The organism is Actinomadura rugatobispora (genome assembly GCF_042656285.1).
Lineage (GTDB): Bacteria > Actinomycetota > Actinomycetes > Streptosporangiales > Streptosporangiaceae > Spirillospora > Spirillospora rugatobispora.
Genome location: NZ_JBHSON010000147.1, coordinates 16,193 through 30,571 on the forward strand (window position 1 = coordinate 16,193; position 14,379 = coordinate 30,571).

Sequence of the window (14,379 nt, forward strand, 5' to 3'; positions counted from 1 at the left end):
TGAGACGCCTGGTGCGCCGGAGAAGTTGCCGATCCGGGGGACCAATTCCAGAAAGATCGCGAACGCGGTCAGGCCGCGGCGGCGCGGGGCTCGGGTGCCAGCGCGGTCTCGGCGCCCGGCCCGGCGCCCGCCTCGCCGTTCACGTGCTGCAGGCAGCGCCGGAAGCCGAACACCGACACGGCCGCCGCGGCGGCGCCCAGCAGGGCCACCACGCTGGTCCGCACCCAGAGGTAGGTGCCGATCGACTCGTGGAACAGCATCCAGAGGCTGAAGAGGGCGTTGGTGAAGAAGACCAGCGACCACAGCAGGGAGATGCGCAGGAAGAACTGGCGGACGCGGGCGTGCTTCAGGAACGCCTCGGGCATCGGGACCATGTCGGTGGCCACCTTCTGGGCCAGGGGGCGCCGCAGCGGGACCGAGGCCAGGAACGCCATGCTCACCAGGAGCGTGCCAAGGGTGGGCTGGAGGAAGTACACGACGGGGCTGCCGGTGATGGCGGCCAGGACGGCCCGTACGGTGACGCCCAGCCCGGCCAGCAGGAGCATCGCCGGGACCCCGTGGCCGCGCCAGTAGCGCCAGGCGATCCCGCCGTAGACCCAGGAGACGGCGGCGACCAGGGCGCCGTTCAGGCCCAGCAGCACGAGCGCGGCATAGAAGACCGCGACCGGGGCGATCACGCCCTCGACGAAGCGGGGCAGCGCGTGCCGGAGCATGCAGGTGAGCCGCGGCAGCTCGAATCCGTGCTGGGGCGTGCGGTCCATCTGCGGCGGGGCTCCCGGGGAGGCGGCTGTGGCGGCGACTCGCTCCACGGTACGTGAAGATCGAGGCGCTGCCGCACTTATTCATTGCATGCGCGAGCTGCGCTCCTCGCCTGGCGGCTCGTCGCTTGTCGCGCATGCGGCGATCGCTGCATCGCTCCGAACTCGCCTGGCGGCTCGCTCCGCGATCAGGTTCTCGCTCCGCTCGAACCTGCCTTCGGACGCGATCGCACGCCCGAGCGACCGTTCGGAGCTGGGCTGACGGCTGAGTTCGTCCGAAAGGGGGGAAGGGCCGCACGTTCCTTGCCGCGCCGGCCCCTCTTGGTTTTTGGTGGTCAGGTACCGCGCGAGCGCGTTACCTGGGCGGTGGTGCGACGCCGGAGGCGAGCGTCACCGGCCAGATCGCGAAGCGATGCCGCGCTCGCCACAGGCCCGGTTAGGGGCGAGCCGCCAGGCGAGCGCCGTAGGCCGGGACTTAGAAACACAGCCGCCAGGCGAGCGCCGTAGGCCGGGGCTTTGAAACACAGGTCAGTCTTCGGGCGGGGCGGGCTGGACCTCCCTGGCCGCCGCGTAGATCGCGCGCAGCGTGACCGTCACCGAGGGCCTGCGCACGCTCGCCGCGCGGGTCACCGCGTACACCTCGCGGGCCAGGACGCAGTCCGGGATGCGCCGTACCGCCACGCCCTGGTCGCCGGCCGCCAGCGCCAGCGCCGGGATCGCGGTGATGCCGATGCCCCTGGCCACCAGGCTCAGGATGGTGTGCAGCCCCTCGAACTCCCAGGGGACGGGCCGGGCGCCGCCCACGGTGTCCAGGAGCTTCTCCACCGCCTGCCGGGACGGCTCGCCCGTCGGCGCCGCCATCCACGGCTCCTCCCGCAGCTTCTGCAGGTCCACCTGCTGGTGGGGGTCGGACATGGGGTGGGACGCGGGGACGGCCAGCACCAGGGGGTCGCGGCGCAGGTGGAAGAACTTCAGCGCGGCGGGCGACTGGTCGGGGAGCTTGCCGGACCAGTCGTCGACCAGGGCGATGTCGACCTCCCCGCTCTGCACCTGGCGGATCCCGTCGCCGGGCGTGGTCTGGCGCAGCACGAACGTCATGTCGGGATGGTCGCGCAGGCTGTGGGCCAGGGCGGGGGCGAAGGCGACGGCGGCGGTGGGGAAGGCGGTGACCACGACCCGGCCCATGGGGGCGTCGGCCTGCGAGGACAGCTCGGTCTCCGCGGCCTCGACCAGGCCCAGGATCTCCTCGGCGCGCTGGGCCAGGCGCCGCCCGGCGTCGGTCAGCTCGGCGCTGCGGGCGGTGCGGTCGAGCAGGGCGACCCGGGCCTCGCGTTCGAGGGCGGCGAGCTGCTGGGACACCGCGGACGGGGTGTAACCGAGGGAGGAGGCGGTGGCCGCGATGCTCCCGCGGCGGGCGAACTCGGCCAGCAGGCGCAGCCGACGCAGCTCTAGCATCATCCCATCTTACGGTCAGCATCGGTGAGACTCGCTTGTGATGATGCTCGGCCCTGGGCAGCATGAAGGGTGAACCCGGCCGGGTCGTTTTACGGGGATTCGCCTCGCCATCCCCTCTCCCACCCCGCAACGCCTATTTCGTCATGCCCTGGAGTACTGCGATGCCTGTCTTGAACCCGTCCGCCCGGCCGGTCCCGCTGTCCCCCACGCTCGCCATCAACGAAGCGATCGCGCGGAAGAGACGCGAGGGACTGCCCGTCCTCGCCCTCGGCTTCGGCGAGGCCGGCGTCCCCATCCACCCCGCCCTGACCCGCGAGCTGGCGGGCGCCGCGGGCCGCGGCGCCTACGGCCCGGTCGCGGGCTCGGCGCCGCTGCGGGCCGCCGCGGCCGGGTACTGGGAGCGGCGGGGGCTGCCCACCGACCCCGACCTGGTGGTGTCCGGTCCCGGCAGCAAGCCGCTGCTGTTCGCGCTGATGACGGCCATCGGGGGTGAGATCGCCATCCCGTCGCCCAGCTGGGTCTCGTACGCGGCGCAGGCGGCCATCACCCGCGCCGGGGCGGTCCCGGTGGCGACGCCGCCGGGCGAGGGCGGCGTGCCCAACCCGGCGCTGCTGGCCGACGCCGTGGTGCGCGCGCGGGCGGCGGGCCGGGCGATCCGGGCGGTGGTGGTGACGCTGCCCGACAACCCCACGGGCACGCTGGCCTCCGAGCAGACCGTGCGGCGGCTGTGCGCGGTGGCCCGCGAGCACGACCTTGTGATCATCTCTGACGAGATCTACCGGGACCTGGTGCACGATCCCGCGGCGCGGGCGGTGGCGAGCCCGGCCGAGTACGCGCCGGAGCGGACCGTGGTGACGACCGCGCTGAGCAAGAACCTCGCGGCGGGCGGGTGGCGGCTCGGGGTGGCGAGGCTGCCGGACGCCCGGTTCGGGCGGGAGTTGCGGGAGAGGCTGCTGGGCATCGCCAGCGAGCTGTGGTCCAGCGCGCCCGCGCCGATGCAGCACGCCGCGGCCTTCGCCTTCGGCGAGCCGCCCGAACTGGTCGAGCACATCGACCGCAGCCGCCGCCTGCACGCGGCGGTGACCGGCGCCGTGGCGGACCGGTTCGCCGAGGCGGGGGCGCGGGTGCGGGCCCCCGAGGCGGCCTTCTACGTCTACCCGGACTTCGGCCCGTTCCGGGAGCGGCTGCGCGAGGCGTGCGGCGTGCGCACCGGCGCGGAGCTGTGCGGGCTGCTTTTGGAACGGTACGGAGTGGGCGTGCTGCCCGCCTCGGCGTTCGGGGAGCCCGCCGAGGCACTGCGGATGCGGGTGGCCACCAGCCTGCTGTACGGGGACACCGACGAGCAGCGCCTGGCCGCCCTCACCGACCCCGCCCCGGCCGCGCTGCCCTGGATCGCCGCCGGGCTGGACCGGCTCTCGGAGGTGCTCGCCGACCTCAAGACCGCTTCCGGCCACGCCCTCGCGCCCGCCCTGGCGGGCTGACGGGCCGGCCCGGCACGGCCGCCGGCACGGACGGAACGGCGCCCGCCGGACCGCCTCCCCCCGGGGCCGCCCGGCGGCCCCCGGCGGGGGGCGGGCCTCAACGACAGTTTTCGAAACTGCTGCCTTACCGTTCGGCCAACCCTCCGGGGCGGGGCCCGCCGGGGAGGGCGGGCCGTCGCGGAGCCGTAGCCGGGATTCGAACCCGATTCTCCAGATTGGAAGTCTGGTGCCTCACCGGAAAGGCTTCTACGGCGCGTCCCGGCGAATGCCGGGCGTTTTCACCGGCCCCGCGGCCGCCGCCTGGCGAGGGCGGCCGACCGCGGGGTCCGGCCCGTGGACTCGCAGGGAATCGAACCCTGATCGTCTGTGTGCAAGACAGAAGTGTTCCCGTTACACCACAAGCCCGGCAGATCATTCAGCAGGGGCGGTGGGAGTCGAACCCACTTTTCGCTGGTTTTGGAGACCAGCCGCCTAACCGGTGGCTCACCCCATCGTTCTTTCTTTTGCCTTTCGTTCCGTTCGATGTACATAAGGATGCGGCGGTTCTTGATCGGGCGCAATGTGTTTTTCGCGCCGCGGGCGGCGGGCGGCGCCGAGCCGCCCGTCCGCCGGCGCGGCCGCGCGCCGGGACGTGCGGCCGCGGCCGCGGACCGACCGCCTTCGACCGGTGCCACCGGGTCCGCGCCGGCTCCCCCGTTCGCGGGCGCGGGCGCCGGACGGAGCGGTGGCCGCCCTGCCGGGACCGTCCCGCGGAGACCGCTTGGTCCTGGCGGACACGCTCCGTGAGCACCCGGGGACAGGTCCATATCGCCCATGGCGCCTGACCGTTCGATATAAGCGTGGTGTAAGGTCCAACGTCGCACGGGGTGGACGCCACATAGCGAGCCAGTGCAGGCCAAGAGGCGTACGGCCGCGCGTCCCCGTGATAGACCCGGATCAAGTCGTCCTCACGGATGTGACGGTTGGAAGGCGAGGGGGCCCGCCATGAGGCATGCACAGGACGGCGCTGCCGCGGCGATGAACGCCGCCTCCAGGGTTCTGGTCGCCCGGGGCAAGAACGAGCCCCAGGAACTGGAGAACCCCGACGTCAGCTGGGGACAGCGCGCCCGCGACGGCGTCTGGGTCCCCACCAAGGACGGCCAGCGCGTCCACATCGGGATCGACGTCACCGCGGCCGACACGGTCGGGCAGGTGCTGCGGCCCAGCCTGCGGGTGTTCGTGGGCGTGGACGTCGACACCGACATCGTGGCGCAGACCACCGCCAGCGGCGTGCGGTTGCTCACGGTGATCCACGGGGCGGACGCGCCGGGCGAGTTCCGCTTCCCGCTGTCGCTGGCCGACGGGCTGGCCCTGGAGAGCATGCCGTCGGGCGGGTACGACGTCGTCCACCTGCGTTACGGCGCCACGGTGGGGCGGCTCTACAACCCGTGGGCGTCGGACTCGATGTTCCGTCAGGTCAAGGCCGACTACGCGCTCGAGGGCCAGGTCGTCACGATGCGCGTCCAGCACGAGGGGGCCTACTACCCGGTGGTCGCCGACCCCCACTACTCGCGCTGACCGCTGGGACGGGGCCGGATCCGCGGTTTCCGGTACGCTGCGCCGTCCCGGGGGCGGCCGGCGGGCGGGCCGTCATAAAGTGAAGGCCAGCCGCGCGGGCCCGGCACCGCCGGGACAGGCCGCCCGGTTCCCACACTGGAGTCATCGTGATCTTCACTCATGACACCGAGCACGCGCTCGCCGTCGTCGTCGACCTGATCAACAGCGGGCCCGCGGCCGGCGGCGCGGAGGGGCTGGCCGGCCCGGCGGAGCTGCGCGCCTTCCTCGACCGGCACCGCTTCAGCGACGTGGGCGAGGTCACCGGGCGGGACGTGGCCGAGTTCCGCCAGCAGCGGGACCGGTTCCGCGCCGTGTTCGACGCGCCCGACGTGATCAGCGCGGTCCGGCTGATCAACGAGATCGTCGGGGCGGTCCGGACCACCCCGCACCTCACCGACCACGACGACTACGACTGGCACGTGCACTTCTTCGCCCCGGGCGCGCCGCTGTTCGAGCACCTGGCGGCCGACTGCGGGATGGCGCTGGCGTACGTGGTGTCCGCGGGCGAGCTGGACCGGCTGCGCACGTGCGAGGCGCCCGACTGCTCGCGCGTCCTGGTGGACCTGTCCCGCAACCGCTGCCGCCGCTACTGCGACAGCCGCACCTGCGGCAACCGCATGCACGTCGCCGCCTACCGCGCCCGCCAGCGCGAGGCCGCCCACTGACCGGCGCCCCCTGACCGATGCCCCCTGGGCGTTCAGGGGCCGGTGGCGGCAGGGCCGAGGGCGGTGACGGCGTCCAGTGCGCGGCGGGCGCCGGCGACGTCGTGGACGCGGAACACCCGGGCCCCCAGCCACGCCGAGACGCCGAGCACGGCCATCGTGCCGACCCCGCGCTTCTCGACCGGCTGCCCGAGGGTCTCCCCGATGAAGTCCTTGTTGGACACCGCGACCAGGACCGGCCAGCCGGCGGCGGTCATCTCCCCCAGCCGCCGGGTGATCTCCAGCGAGTGCCGGGTGTTCTTGCCGAAGTCGTGCGCGGGGTCGATGAGGACCGACGCGCGCGGCACGCCCAGCGCCACCGCCCGTTCGGCCTCGGCCACCACGTGCCCGAGCACGTCCGCCATCACGTCCTCGTACCCGATCCGGTGCGGGCGGGTGCGCGGGTCCAGGCCGCCCGCGTGCGCGCAGACCAGCCCGATGCCGTGCGCGGCGGCGACCTCGGCCAGCCGCGGATCCGGCCCGCCCCAGGTGTCGTTGAGCAGGTGGGCGCCGGCGGCGGCGACCGCCTCCCCCACCTCGGCCCGCCAGGTGTCCACGCTGACGATGAGCCCGGGATGCCGCTCGCGCACGGCGGCGACCAGGTCGACCACCCGGCGCAGCTCCTCGGACACGTCGACGTCGTCGCCCGGCCCGGCCTTCACCCCGCCGATGTCGACGATGTCGGCGCCCTCGCGGGCGGCGCGCCCGACGGCGTCCAGCGCCGCGTCGAAGCCGTAGGTGGCGCCGCGGTCGAAGAAGGAGTCGGGGGTCCGGTTGACCACGGCCATGATCGCGTACCGGCCCAGCTCCCGGCCGCCCAGCCGCAGCGGCACCTCGGGGACAGTCATGATGATCACACCGTGGCACATCGGGGCGGCTCGGCGCCATGGTCCACGCCATGGTCCGCGCCACGTTCGCCACCGGGTCCGCCTGCACGCCCGCCACCATGGGCACCGCCACGTTCCCCGCGGACCCGGACGTAACGGACTATCGTGAACCCGAAACAAATTCGGTTCAAACGGTGCCCTCCCTCGTCAGTTCGTACGAGCGATCGCTAACCTCGGATTTCACACTCACCGCGGAGCCGCGGCCCCGGGGCGAGGCCATCGTCTGATTTATCAGCCAATCAGCCATGGAGGATCCGCTGTCCAGGCGAGCACTCATCACCGGCATCACCGGGCAGGACGGCTCCTACCTGGCCGAGCATCTGCTCTCCGAAGGGTATGAGGTCTGGGGCCTGGTGCGGGGGCAGGCGAACCCGCACGTGGCGCGGCTGCGCAAGCACATCGGCGACGTCCAGATCACCACCGGGGACCTGCTCGACCAGGGCAGCCTGATCTCGGCGGTGGAGCTGGTCCAGCCCGACGAGGTGTACAACCTGGGCGCCATCTCCTACGTTCCCATGTCCTGGCAGCAGGCCGAGCTGACGGCCGAGGTCACCGGCATGGGCGTGCTGCGGATGCTGGAGGCGATCCGGGTGGTGTCGGGCATCAGCCCGTCCCGGACGCCCGACCGCGAGCAGATCCGCTTCTACCAGGCGTCCTCGTCGGAGATGTTCGGCATGGTGCGGGAGACGCCGCAGAACGAGAAGACGCCCTTCCATCCGCGCAGCCCCTACGGCGTGGCCAAGACCTACGGGCACTACATCACGCAGAACTACCGCGAGTCGTACGGGATGTTCGCGGTCAGCGGGATCCTGTTCAACCACGAGTCGCCGCGGCGCGGGGCCGAGTTCGTCACGCGGAAGGTGACGCTGGGCGCGGCCCGGATCAAGCTCGGCCTGGCGGCGGAGCTCCGGCTGGGCAACATGGACGCCCGGCGCGACTGGGGCTTCGCCGGCGACTACGCCCGCGCGATGCGGCTGATGCTGGCGCAGGACTCCCCCGAGGACTACGTGATCGGGACGGGGAAGACGCAGTCGGTGCGCGACCTGGTCGAGTTCGCCTTCAGCACGGTGGGGCTGGACTGGCAGGACCATGTCGTGCTGGACGCCAAGTACACCCGTCCCGCCGAGGTCGATCTGCTGTGCGCCGACCCCAAGAAGGCCCGCGAGCAGCTGCGCTGGGAGCCCGCGGTCGGCTTCGAGGAACTGGTGACCATGATGGTGGAGTCGGACGTGCGGCTGCTGTCGGAGTCGGCCAGGCCCGAGGACGAACCGTTCAGTCCTGACCATTGGTGAGGTTTTGACCGGACGCGTGGCACCATGCAGGCATGGCCTGTGAACATGTGAAGGTCCTGCCGGACTCCGATCCGTCACCGCGGACGCCGAGGGGGTGCGAGGAGTGCCTGGCGGAGGGGAGCCGCTGGGTGCACCTGCGGCTGTGCCTGTCGTGCGGGCATGTGGGGTGCTGCGACTCCTCGCCGCGGCGGCACGCCACCGCGCACTTCCACGAGAGCGAGCATCCGGTCGTCCGCTCCTTCGAGCAGGGCGAGGACTGGCGGTGGTGCTTCGTCGACGAACTGATCGTCTGACGGGCCGGGTCGGGCACTGATGGAGCAGATTCGGCTGGGCACCGGGCCCGGCCGCTGGATCCTGCTGGCGACGGTCCTGGGCTCCAGCGTCGCGGCGCTGGACGCGACCGTGGTGAACGTGGCGCTCCCCACCATCGCCCGCGACCTGAACGCGAACATGGCCGGGCTGCAGTGGACGGTCAACGCCTACACCCTCACCCTGGCCGGGTTCATCCTGCTGGGCGGTTCGCTCGGGGACCGGTTCGGCCGCCGCCGGGTGTTCGTGATCGGGGTGGTGTGGTTCGCGGTGGCCTCGCTGCTGTGCGGGGCGGCGCAGGACGTCGGGACGCTGGTGGCGGCGCGGGCGCTGCAGGGCGTGGGCGGGGCGCTGCTCACCCCGGGCTCGCTGGCGATCATCCAGGCGTCGTTCGCGCCCGACGACCGGCCCCGCGCGGTCGGGGCCTGGTCGGGGCTGGGCGGGGTGGCGGCCGCGATCGGCCCGTTCGCCGGCGGCTGGCTGGTGGAGGCGGGCTGGCGCTGGGTGTTCCTGCTCAACCTGCCGCTGGCGGTGATCGTGGTGCTGGTGGCGGTGCGGCACGTCCCCGAGACCGTGGACCCCGAGGCCCGGGGCCGGTTCGACGTCCTGGGCGCGGCGCTGGCGGCGCTGGCGCTGGCCGGGACGACCTACGCGCTCACCGAGGGGCCGGAGGGCGGCGTCTCGACGGCGCTGGTCGGCGCGGCGGCGGCGATCGGGCTGGGGGCGGCGGCCGGGTTCGTCCTGGTGGAACGCGCCCGCGGCCGGGGGCGGGGCCGGATCCGCCTGCCGGTATGGCCGCGCGGCGCGAAGAAGGAAGGAGCCGGGGCGCCGCGGCCGATGCTGCCGCTGGACGTCTTCGCCTCCCGGCAGTTCTCCGCCGTCAACGTCGTGACCTTCGTGGTGTACGGCGGGATGGGCGTGATGTTCTTCCTGTTCGTGCTGAACCTCCAGGTGGTGTCGGGGTTCTCGGCGGTGGCGGCGGGCACCGCGCTGCTGCCGGTGACGGTGCTGATGCTGCTGCTGTCCTCGCGGGCGGGCGCGCTGGCGCAGCGGATCGGGCCGCGGCTGCCGATGACGGTCGGGCTGGTGGTGGCGGCCGCCGGGATGCTGCTGGTCGGCCGGATCGGGGCGGGCGCCTCCTACGTCCGCGACGTGCTGCCCGCCGTGGTGGTGTTCGGGCTGGGCCTGTCGGCGGTGGTCGCGCCGCTGACCGCGACCGTCCTGGCCAGCGCCGACGAGCGGCACGCGGGCGTGGCCAGCGGCGTCAACAACGCGGTGGCGCGGGCGGCGGGGCTGCTGGCGGTCGCGGCGATCCCGCCGCTGGCCGGGCTGACCGGCGACGCCTACAAGGACCCGGCCGCCTTCTCCGACGGGTTCCGGCTGGCGATGCCGGTGTGCGCGGCGCTGCTGGCGGCGGGCGCGGCGCTCAGCTTCTTCACCGTCGACGACGGCGCGCTGCGCGCCGCGCCGGAGGAGCGCGAGCCCCGCTGCAAGATGCACTGCGCCGTCGGCGCCCCGCCCCTGGAGCCCGAGCCGGCGTCCGGACAGGAGCCGGGCCCCGGGCACCGGACCGGGGCGCTGCCCTAGGCCGCGTCCCGAACCCGAGGCCGGGACTTCGAAACGCAGCCGATTCCGGCTATGTCCAGGACCAGCCGAGCCGGTTGGCATACGGTCAGGGCATGAATCTGCGGCAGCTGCGGTATGTCGTGGCGACCGCCGACCACGGAACCATGACGTCGGCGGCCCAGGCGCTCTACGTCGCACAGCCGGCCCTGTCGCGGGCCGTGCGGGAACTGGAGCGCGAGCTGGGCGTGGAGCTGTTCGCGCGGTCCGGCCGGGGCGTGGTGCTCACCGCGGTCGGCGAGCAGGTGGTCCGGCAGGCGCGGGTCGCGCTGGACGCGGTCGAGGCGATCGAGGGCCTGTCGGTCTCGCGCGCCAACGGGCGGGGCGCCGAGCTGCGCATCGCCGCCACCGCGTCCCTGGAGCCGGAGCTGACCGGGCGGCTGATCCCGCGGTTCGCCCGCGACCAGCCCGCGGTGCGGGTCCGGGTGATCCGCTGCGAGGGGCGGGAGTCGGTGGCGACGGCGCTGCGGGCGGGCCGGGCCGATCTGGCGGTGACCGATCTGCCGGTGCCCGGCGATCTGGCCGCCCATCCGCTCGAGCAGCGCGAGGTGGTGCTGATCTCGCCGCCCGGGCTGAAGCTGCGCGAGCCGGTGCCGCCGGCCGCGCTGGACGGGCTGCGGCTGGTGCTGCCGGCCCGGGGCAGCGCCCGGCGCGCGGAGATCGACGCGATCCTGGAGCGGGTGGGCGCCAGGCCGGTGCCGGCGGTGGAGTCCGACGAGCGCGGCGCCTGGCTGGGCTGGGTGCGGGCGGGGATGGGCTCGCTGCTGTGGTACCGCAACCAGCTCGACGACACCCAGGGGCTGGCGGTCCGCTCGTTCATGCCGCCGATCACCCGGCTGATCGGGCTGGTGCACGCGCACCGCCAGCTGCCGCCGGTGGCCCGCGACTTCCTGGCCTTCGCCAAGGAGGCCGCCCGCGAGTCGCGGGTGCGCGACCCCTCCTGACCCGCCCGCACGCCCCGTCCTGACCCGCCCGCCGTCCCCCTCCGAGACGGGCCCGTCCCGGCCCCGGCACGGCCGCGGTGTGATGGGGACGGCGCGGCGTGCCATGATGCGCCTGTGGAGGCAATCCAAGCGTTGTGGCTGCTCGCGGTGCCGGTCGCCGCCCTGGCGGTGGCGGCGTTCGCGCGGCGGGCCGGGCTCTCGGCCCCGCTGATCCTGGTGATCGCCGGGCTGCTGGTCTCGTTCGTCCCGGACGTGCCGCATTTCGAGCTGGACCCCGAGCTGGTGCTGTTCTTCTTCCTGCCGCCGCTGCTGTTCACGGCGGCCTGGGAGAGCTCCTACGTCAACCTGCGGCAGAACAGCGGCACGATCGGGGTGCTGTCGGTCGGGCTGGTGCTGTTCACCACGGTCGCCGTCGGGTACGCGGCGCACCTGATGATCCCCGGGCTGCCGCTGGCCGCCGCGTTCGCGCTGGGCGCGATCGTGGCGCCGCCGGACGCGGTCGCGGCGGTGAGCGTGGCGCGGCGGCTGGGGCTGCCGCGCCGGGTGGTGACGATCCTGGTCGGGGAGAGCCTCTTCAACGACGCCACGGCGCTGACCGCCTTCCGGGTCGCGGTGGCCGCCGCGGCGGGCGCGGGCTTCACGATGCTGGACGGCCTGGAGCGGTTCGCGCTCACGACGGTGCTGGGCTGCGCGGTGGGGCTGCTGCTGGGGCCGCCGATGCACTGGCTGCGCAGCCGCCTGCGCGACCCGGTGGTGGAGAACGCGGTGACGCTGGTGGCGCCGTTCGCCGCGTACCTGATCGCCGAGGTGCTGCACGCCTCCGGGGTGATCGCGGTGGTGGTGAGCGGGCTCTACCTGGGGCACCGCGCGGCCGAGTCGGCGGCGGCGACCCGGCTGATCGGGCGCTCGTTCTGGAAGGTCATGATCTTCATTCTGGAGTCGGTGGTCTTCCTGCTCATCGGGCTCCAGCTCCCGCTGGTGGTCGACGGGCTGTCCGGGTACGACTGGACCGAGCTGGCCTGGTGGGCCGCGGCGGTCTTCGTCCTGGTGGTCGCGGTCCGGTTCCTGTGGGTGTTCCCCACCTTCTATCTGGGGGTGTGGCTCTCGCCGTCGGTGCGGCGCAAGGAGCAGGGGGTCGACTGGCGCGGCCGGGTGGTCATCTCCTGGGCGGGGATGCGCGGGGTGGTGTCGCTGGCGGCCGCGTTCGCGATCCCGTTCACCACCGACGACGGCCGGCCGTTCCCGGGCCGCGACCTGATCCTGTTCCTGACCTTCACCACGGTCCTGGCGACGCTTCTGGTGCAGGGCCTGACGTTCCCGGCGCTGATCCGGCGGCTGGGCATCGCCGGGCACCGGGAGCAGTACATGGACACGGTCACCGAGGCGGGCGCGCAGCACGCCGCCGCCAAGGCGGCGCTGGAACGCCTGGAGGAGGTGCTCGCCCAGGAGTCCGCCCCGGTGGACGAGACGGTGGTGGAACGGCTGCGGCAGCTGGCCGAGCACCGGCAGCTCAAGGCGTGGGAGCGGCTGGGCGGAGGCACCGGCCCGGAGGGCGAGGAGGTCCCGACGGCGACCTACCGGCGGCTGCGGCGGGAGATGCTGTCGGCCGAGCGCCGGGTGTTCGTGCAGATGCGCGACCAGCGCCGCATCGACGACGAGGTCCTCGACCGCGTCCTGAACGAGCTCGACCTGGAGGAGGCCGCCCTCAGCCGCGCCTGAGAGGCCCCTCCATGCCTGGGAGTCAGGGGGTGGTGCGGCGGGCGGTCTCGTGGCGCAGTTCCCTGGGGCTGATGCCGTAGCGCTGGCGGAAGGCGGTGCTGAGGGCGCTGGCGGAGGAGAAGCCCGAGGAGTGCGCCAGCTCGGTGATGGTCATGTGCCGGTGGCGGGGGCTGTGCAGGCGCTCGCGGACCAGCCGCAGCCGCTCCTCCCTGATCAGCTCGCGGGGCGTGGTGCCGGCCTGCTGGAGGGCCAGCTGCACCTGGCGCAGCGACCAGCCGAGGTCCCGGGCGACGGCGGCGCCGTTGAGCTTGGGGTCGGCGGCGTGGGCGCGCACGTGCCGCCGCACCATCGACTCCACCTCGGCCAGGTGGCCGGGGACGCCGGGCCGGCCGTCGTCGGCGAGCAGGCACAGCAGCTCGACGATGCGGTCGCAGATGACGTCGAACTGGCGGGGGGTGAGGCGGCCGCGCTCGCCGTGGACGTCCTTCATCATGCCCTGCACGACGTGGCCGACGCCGGTGGTCAGGTCGAGGCGGGTGAGGGGGCGGTCGAGCCGTTCGCGCGCCTCGTGTGCGGGGATGGTCATCAGCAGGCCCCGGACGGGCACCTCAGGCTGGGACTCGAGCGGCTCGGCCGGGATGAACAGGCCGCCGTCGCCGGGTGCGAGGAGGATCTCCGCGCCGCCCTGGCGCAGGACGAGCCGCCCGCCCAGGAGCAGCAGGAGCCGGTGGTCCTCCTCGGCGGCGCCGTAGAGGAGCCGCAGCGCGCGGGCGGGCTGCTCGGGCCGCAGTTCGGCGATCTGGTACGCGGCGGCGCCGCGGCGGGAGGCCGTCCGGACGACCCGCGGTCCGCCGCCGGGACGGGGGCGGGGTCGGCCGAGGCGGTCGTGCGGGGCGGTGGCGGGCCGGTCGTTCCAGGGGCCCGGCCGTTCGGCCGGGGGCGGGACGGCCCCGGGGGCGGGGTCCGCCGGCGACGCCTCGACGGCATAGGCTCCTTCGGCCACCGAAGACACCCTTCACCTCCACCCGGCGCGCAACCGCTCCCGCGCAGGGTCCGCCCGTGCGCCGCCGCACCCTGCTTCGCGGCGGCTCCGGCAGATTAGTACATGCGCGTGCTCGCCGTGCGCGGAACGACGCGCACCGTGGCCGGATCCGGCCCTGCCCCCTTGGAAACCCGAATAGCATTCGCTTCGGTCATCGCTCGATGAATCCGCAGATACCGCCGAGACTCCCTGCGTCCCACGACAAATTTTATGCGCGCTGGCGCAAGTCCAGCGACTGCGGGCGCCCTATGGTCTTCCAACCACCCCCTGTCCGATATCCCCGGGGAGAGCAGCCCTTTTCCCCGGGACATTCGGACAAAAGGGTTAATCTCCGACATGTTTGGGCCCATAAGGAATGCCGCGATGACCCCGACGACCGATCACGCCCGCGCCCGTGACGCCCGCGGCGCGAGCCCACCGGCACGGGCCGGGGTCCCGCGAGGATCCTGACCCGAGCGACGCGATCGACGTGATCGGCGCGGCCGTCCACGCGGGCACCGCGCCCCGCCCGCCGGGCGGCGCCCGCCCGGCCGCACGCCGGGCCTGACACCGGGCCGCGCGGCGCACTCCGC

The 14,379-nt window shown here is 73.7% G+C and carries 12 protein-coding genes and 3 tRNA genes; 8 read left to right on the forward strand and 7 right to left on the reverse strand.

Annotated features, from left to right (window positions below; genetic code table 11):
- Window positions 1-68 precede the first annotated feature (68 nt).
- Together ACFPZN_RS52685 and ACFPZN_RS52690 are read right to left on the reverse strand one after the other, a co-directional pair.
- Entirely contained in the window at window positions 69-761 is a 693-nt protein-coding gene (locus tag ACFPZN_RS52685; RefSeq protein ID WP_378292299.1) for a VC0807 family protein, read from the reverse strand.
- A 525-nt stretch (window positions 762-1,286) separates the two neighbouring features.
- Window positions 1,287-2,213: a LysR family transcriptional regulator gene (locus ACFPZN_RS52690; protein WP_378292301.1), complete on the reverse strand. Its 927-nt coding sequence runs from the start codon at window positions 2,211-2,213 to the stop codon at window positions 1,287-1,289.
- Window positions 2,214-2,374: 161 nt separating this feature from the next.
- Between ACFPZN_RS52690 and ACFPZN_RS52695 the strand changes: the two genes are divergently transcribed.
- Window positions 2,375-3,694, forward strand: a complete 1,320-nt coding sequence (locus tag ACFPZN_RS52695; RefSeq protein ID WP_378292303.1) for a pyridoxal phosphate-dependent aminotransferase — start codon at window positions 2,375-2,377, stop codon at window positions 3,692-3,694.
- A 181-nt stretch (window positions 3,695-3,875) separates the two neighbouring features.
- On the opposite strand, the gene ACFPZN_RS52700 is transcribed toward ACFPZN_RS52695, so the two are convergent.
- From ACFPZN_RS52700 to ACFPZN_RS52710, 3 genes are all read right to left on the reverse strand, one after another.
- Window positions 3,876-3,947: transfer RNA gene (locus tag ACFPZN_RS52700), tRNA-Gly, on the reverse strand.
- A gap of 81 nt (window positions 3,948-4,028) precedes the next feature.
- Window positions 4,029-4,099, reverse strand: a tRNA-Ala gene (locus ACFPZN_RS52705).
- Window positions 4,100-4,113: 14 nt separating this feature from the next.
- Window positions 4,114-4,184, reverse strand: a tRNA-Trp gene (locus ACFPZN_RS52710).
- A gap of 494 nt (window positions 4,185-4,678) precedes the next feature.
- Here ACFPZN_RS52710 and ACFPZN_RS52715 point away from each other — a divergent pair.
- Complete coding sequence (locus tag ACFPZN_RS52715; protein ID WP_378292305.1) at window positions 4,679-5,251, forward strand: hypothetical protein; 573 nt, start codon at window positions 4,679-4,681, stop codon at window positions 5,249-5,251.
- A gap of 146 nt (window positions 5,252-5,397) precedes the next feature.
- Window positions 5,398-5,955, forward strand: a complete 558-nt coding sequence (locus ACFPZN_RS52720) for a CGNR zinc finger domain-containing protein (RefSeq protein WP_378292307.1) — start codon at window positions 5,398-5,400, stop codon at window positions 5,953-5,955.
- Between the two features lie 32 nt (window positions 5,956-5,987).
- Here the strand turns inward: ACFPZN_RS52720 and folP are convergent, their stop codons facing one another.
- Window positions 5,988-6,839: a dihydropteroate synthase gene (gene folP, locus ACFPZN_RS52725; protein WP_378292309.1), complete on the reverse strand. Its 852-nt coding sequence runs from the start codon at window positions 6,837-6,839 to the stop codon at window positions 5,988-5,990.
- A gap of 296 nt (window positions 6,840-7,135) precedes the next feature.
- On the opposite strand from folP, the gene ACFPZN_RS52730 reads away from it, so the two are divergent.
- The 5 genes from ACFPZN_RS52730 to ACFPZN_RS52750 all read left to right on the forward strand — a co-directional run bounded on the left by ACFPZN_RS52730 (window position 7,136) and on the right by ACFPZN_RS52750 (window position 12,765).
- Window positions 7,136-8,170, forward strand: a complete 1,035-nt coding sequence (locus tag ACFPZN_RS52730; RefSeq protein ID WP_378292321.1) for a GDP-mannose 4,6-dehydratase — start codon at window positions 7,136-7,138, stop codon at window positions 8,168-8,170.
- Window positions 8,171-8,202: 32 nt separating this feature from the next.
- The gene (locus ACFPZN_RS52735; protein WP_378292311.1) at window positions 8,203-8,463 is read left to right on the forward strand and encodes a ubiquitin carboxyl-terminal hydrolase 14; all 261 of its coding nucleotides are present in this window, start codon (window positions 8,203-8,205) and stop codon (window positions 8,461-8,463) included.
- Window positions 8,464-8,482: 19 nt separating this feature from the next.
- On the forward strand, window positions 8,483-10,066 hold the full coding sequence (locus ACFPZN_RS52740; protein ID WP_378292313.1) for an MFS transporter: 1,584 nt from the start codon (window positions 8,483-8,485) through the stop codon (window positions 10,064-10,066).
- Window positions 10,067-10,158: 92 nt separating this feature from the next.
- The gene (locus tag ACFPZN_RS52745) at window positions 10,159-11,046 is read left to right on the forward strand and encodes a LysR family transcriptional regulator (RefSeq protein WP_378292315.1); all 888 of its coding nucleotides are present in this window, start codon (window positions 10,159-10,161) and stop codon (window positions 11,044-11,046) included.
- Between the two features lie 114 nt (window positions 11,047-11,160).
- Window positions 11,161-12,765 (forward strand): Na+/H+ antiporter, encoded by a 1,605-nt coding sequence (locus ACFPZN_RS52750; RefSeq protein ID WP_378292317.1) that lies wholly within the window; start codon window positions 11,161-11,163, stop codon window positions 12,763-12,765.
- A gap of 22 nt (window positions 12,766-12,787) precedes the next feature.
- Here the strand turns inward: ACFPZN_RS52750 and ACFPZN_RS52755 are convergent, their stop codons facing one another.
- Window positions 12,788-13,768 (reverse strand): helix-turn-helix transcriptional regulator, encoded by a 981-nt coding sequence (locus tag ACFPZN_RS52755; protein WP_378292319.1) that lies wholly within the window; start codon window positions 13,766-13,768, stop codon window positions 12,788-12,790.
- Window positions 13,769-14,379: the final 611 nt, after the last annotated feature.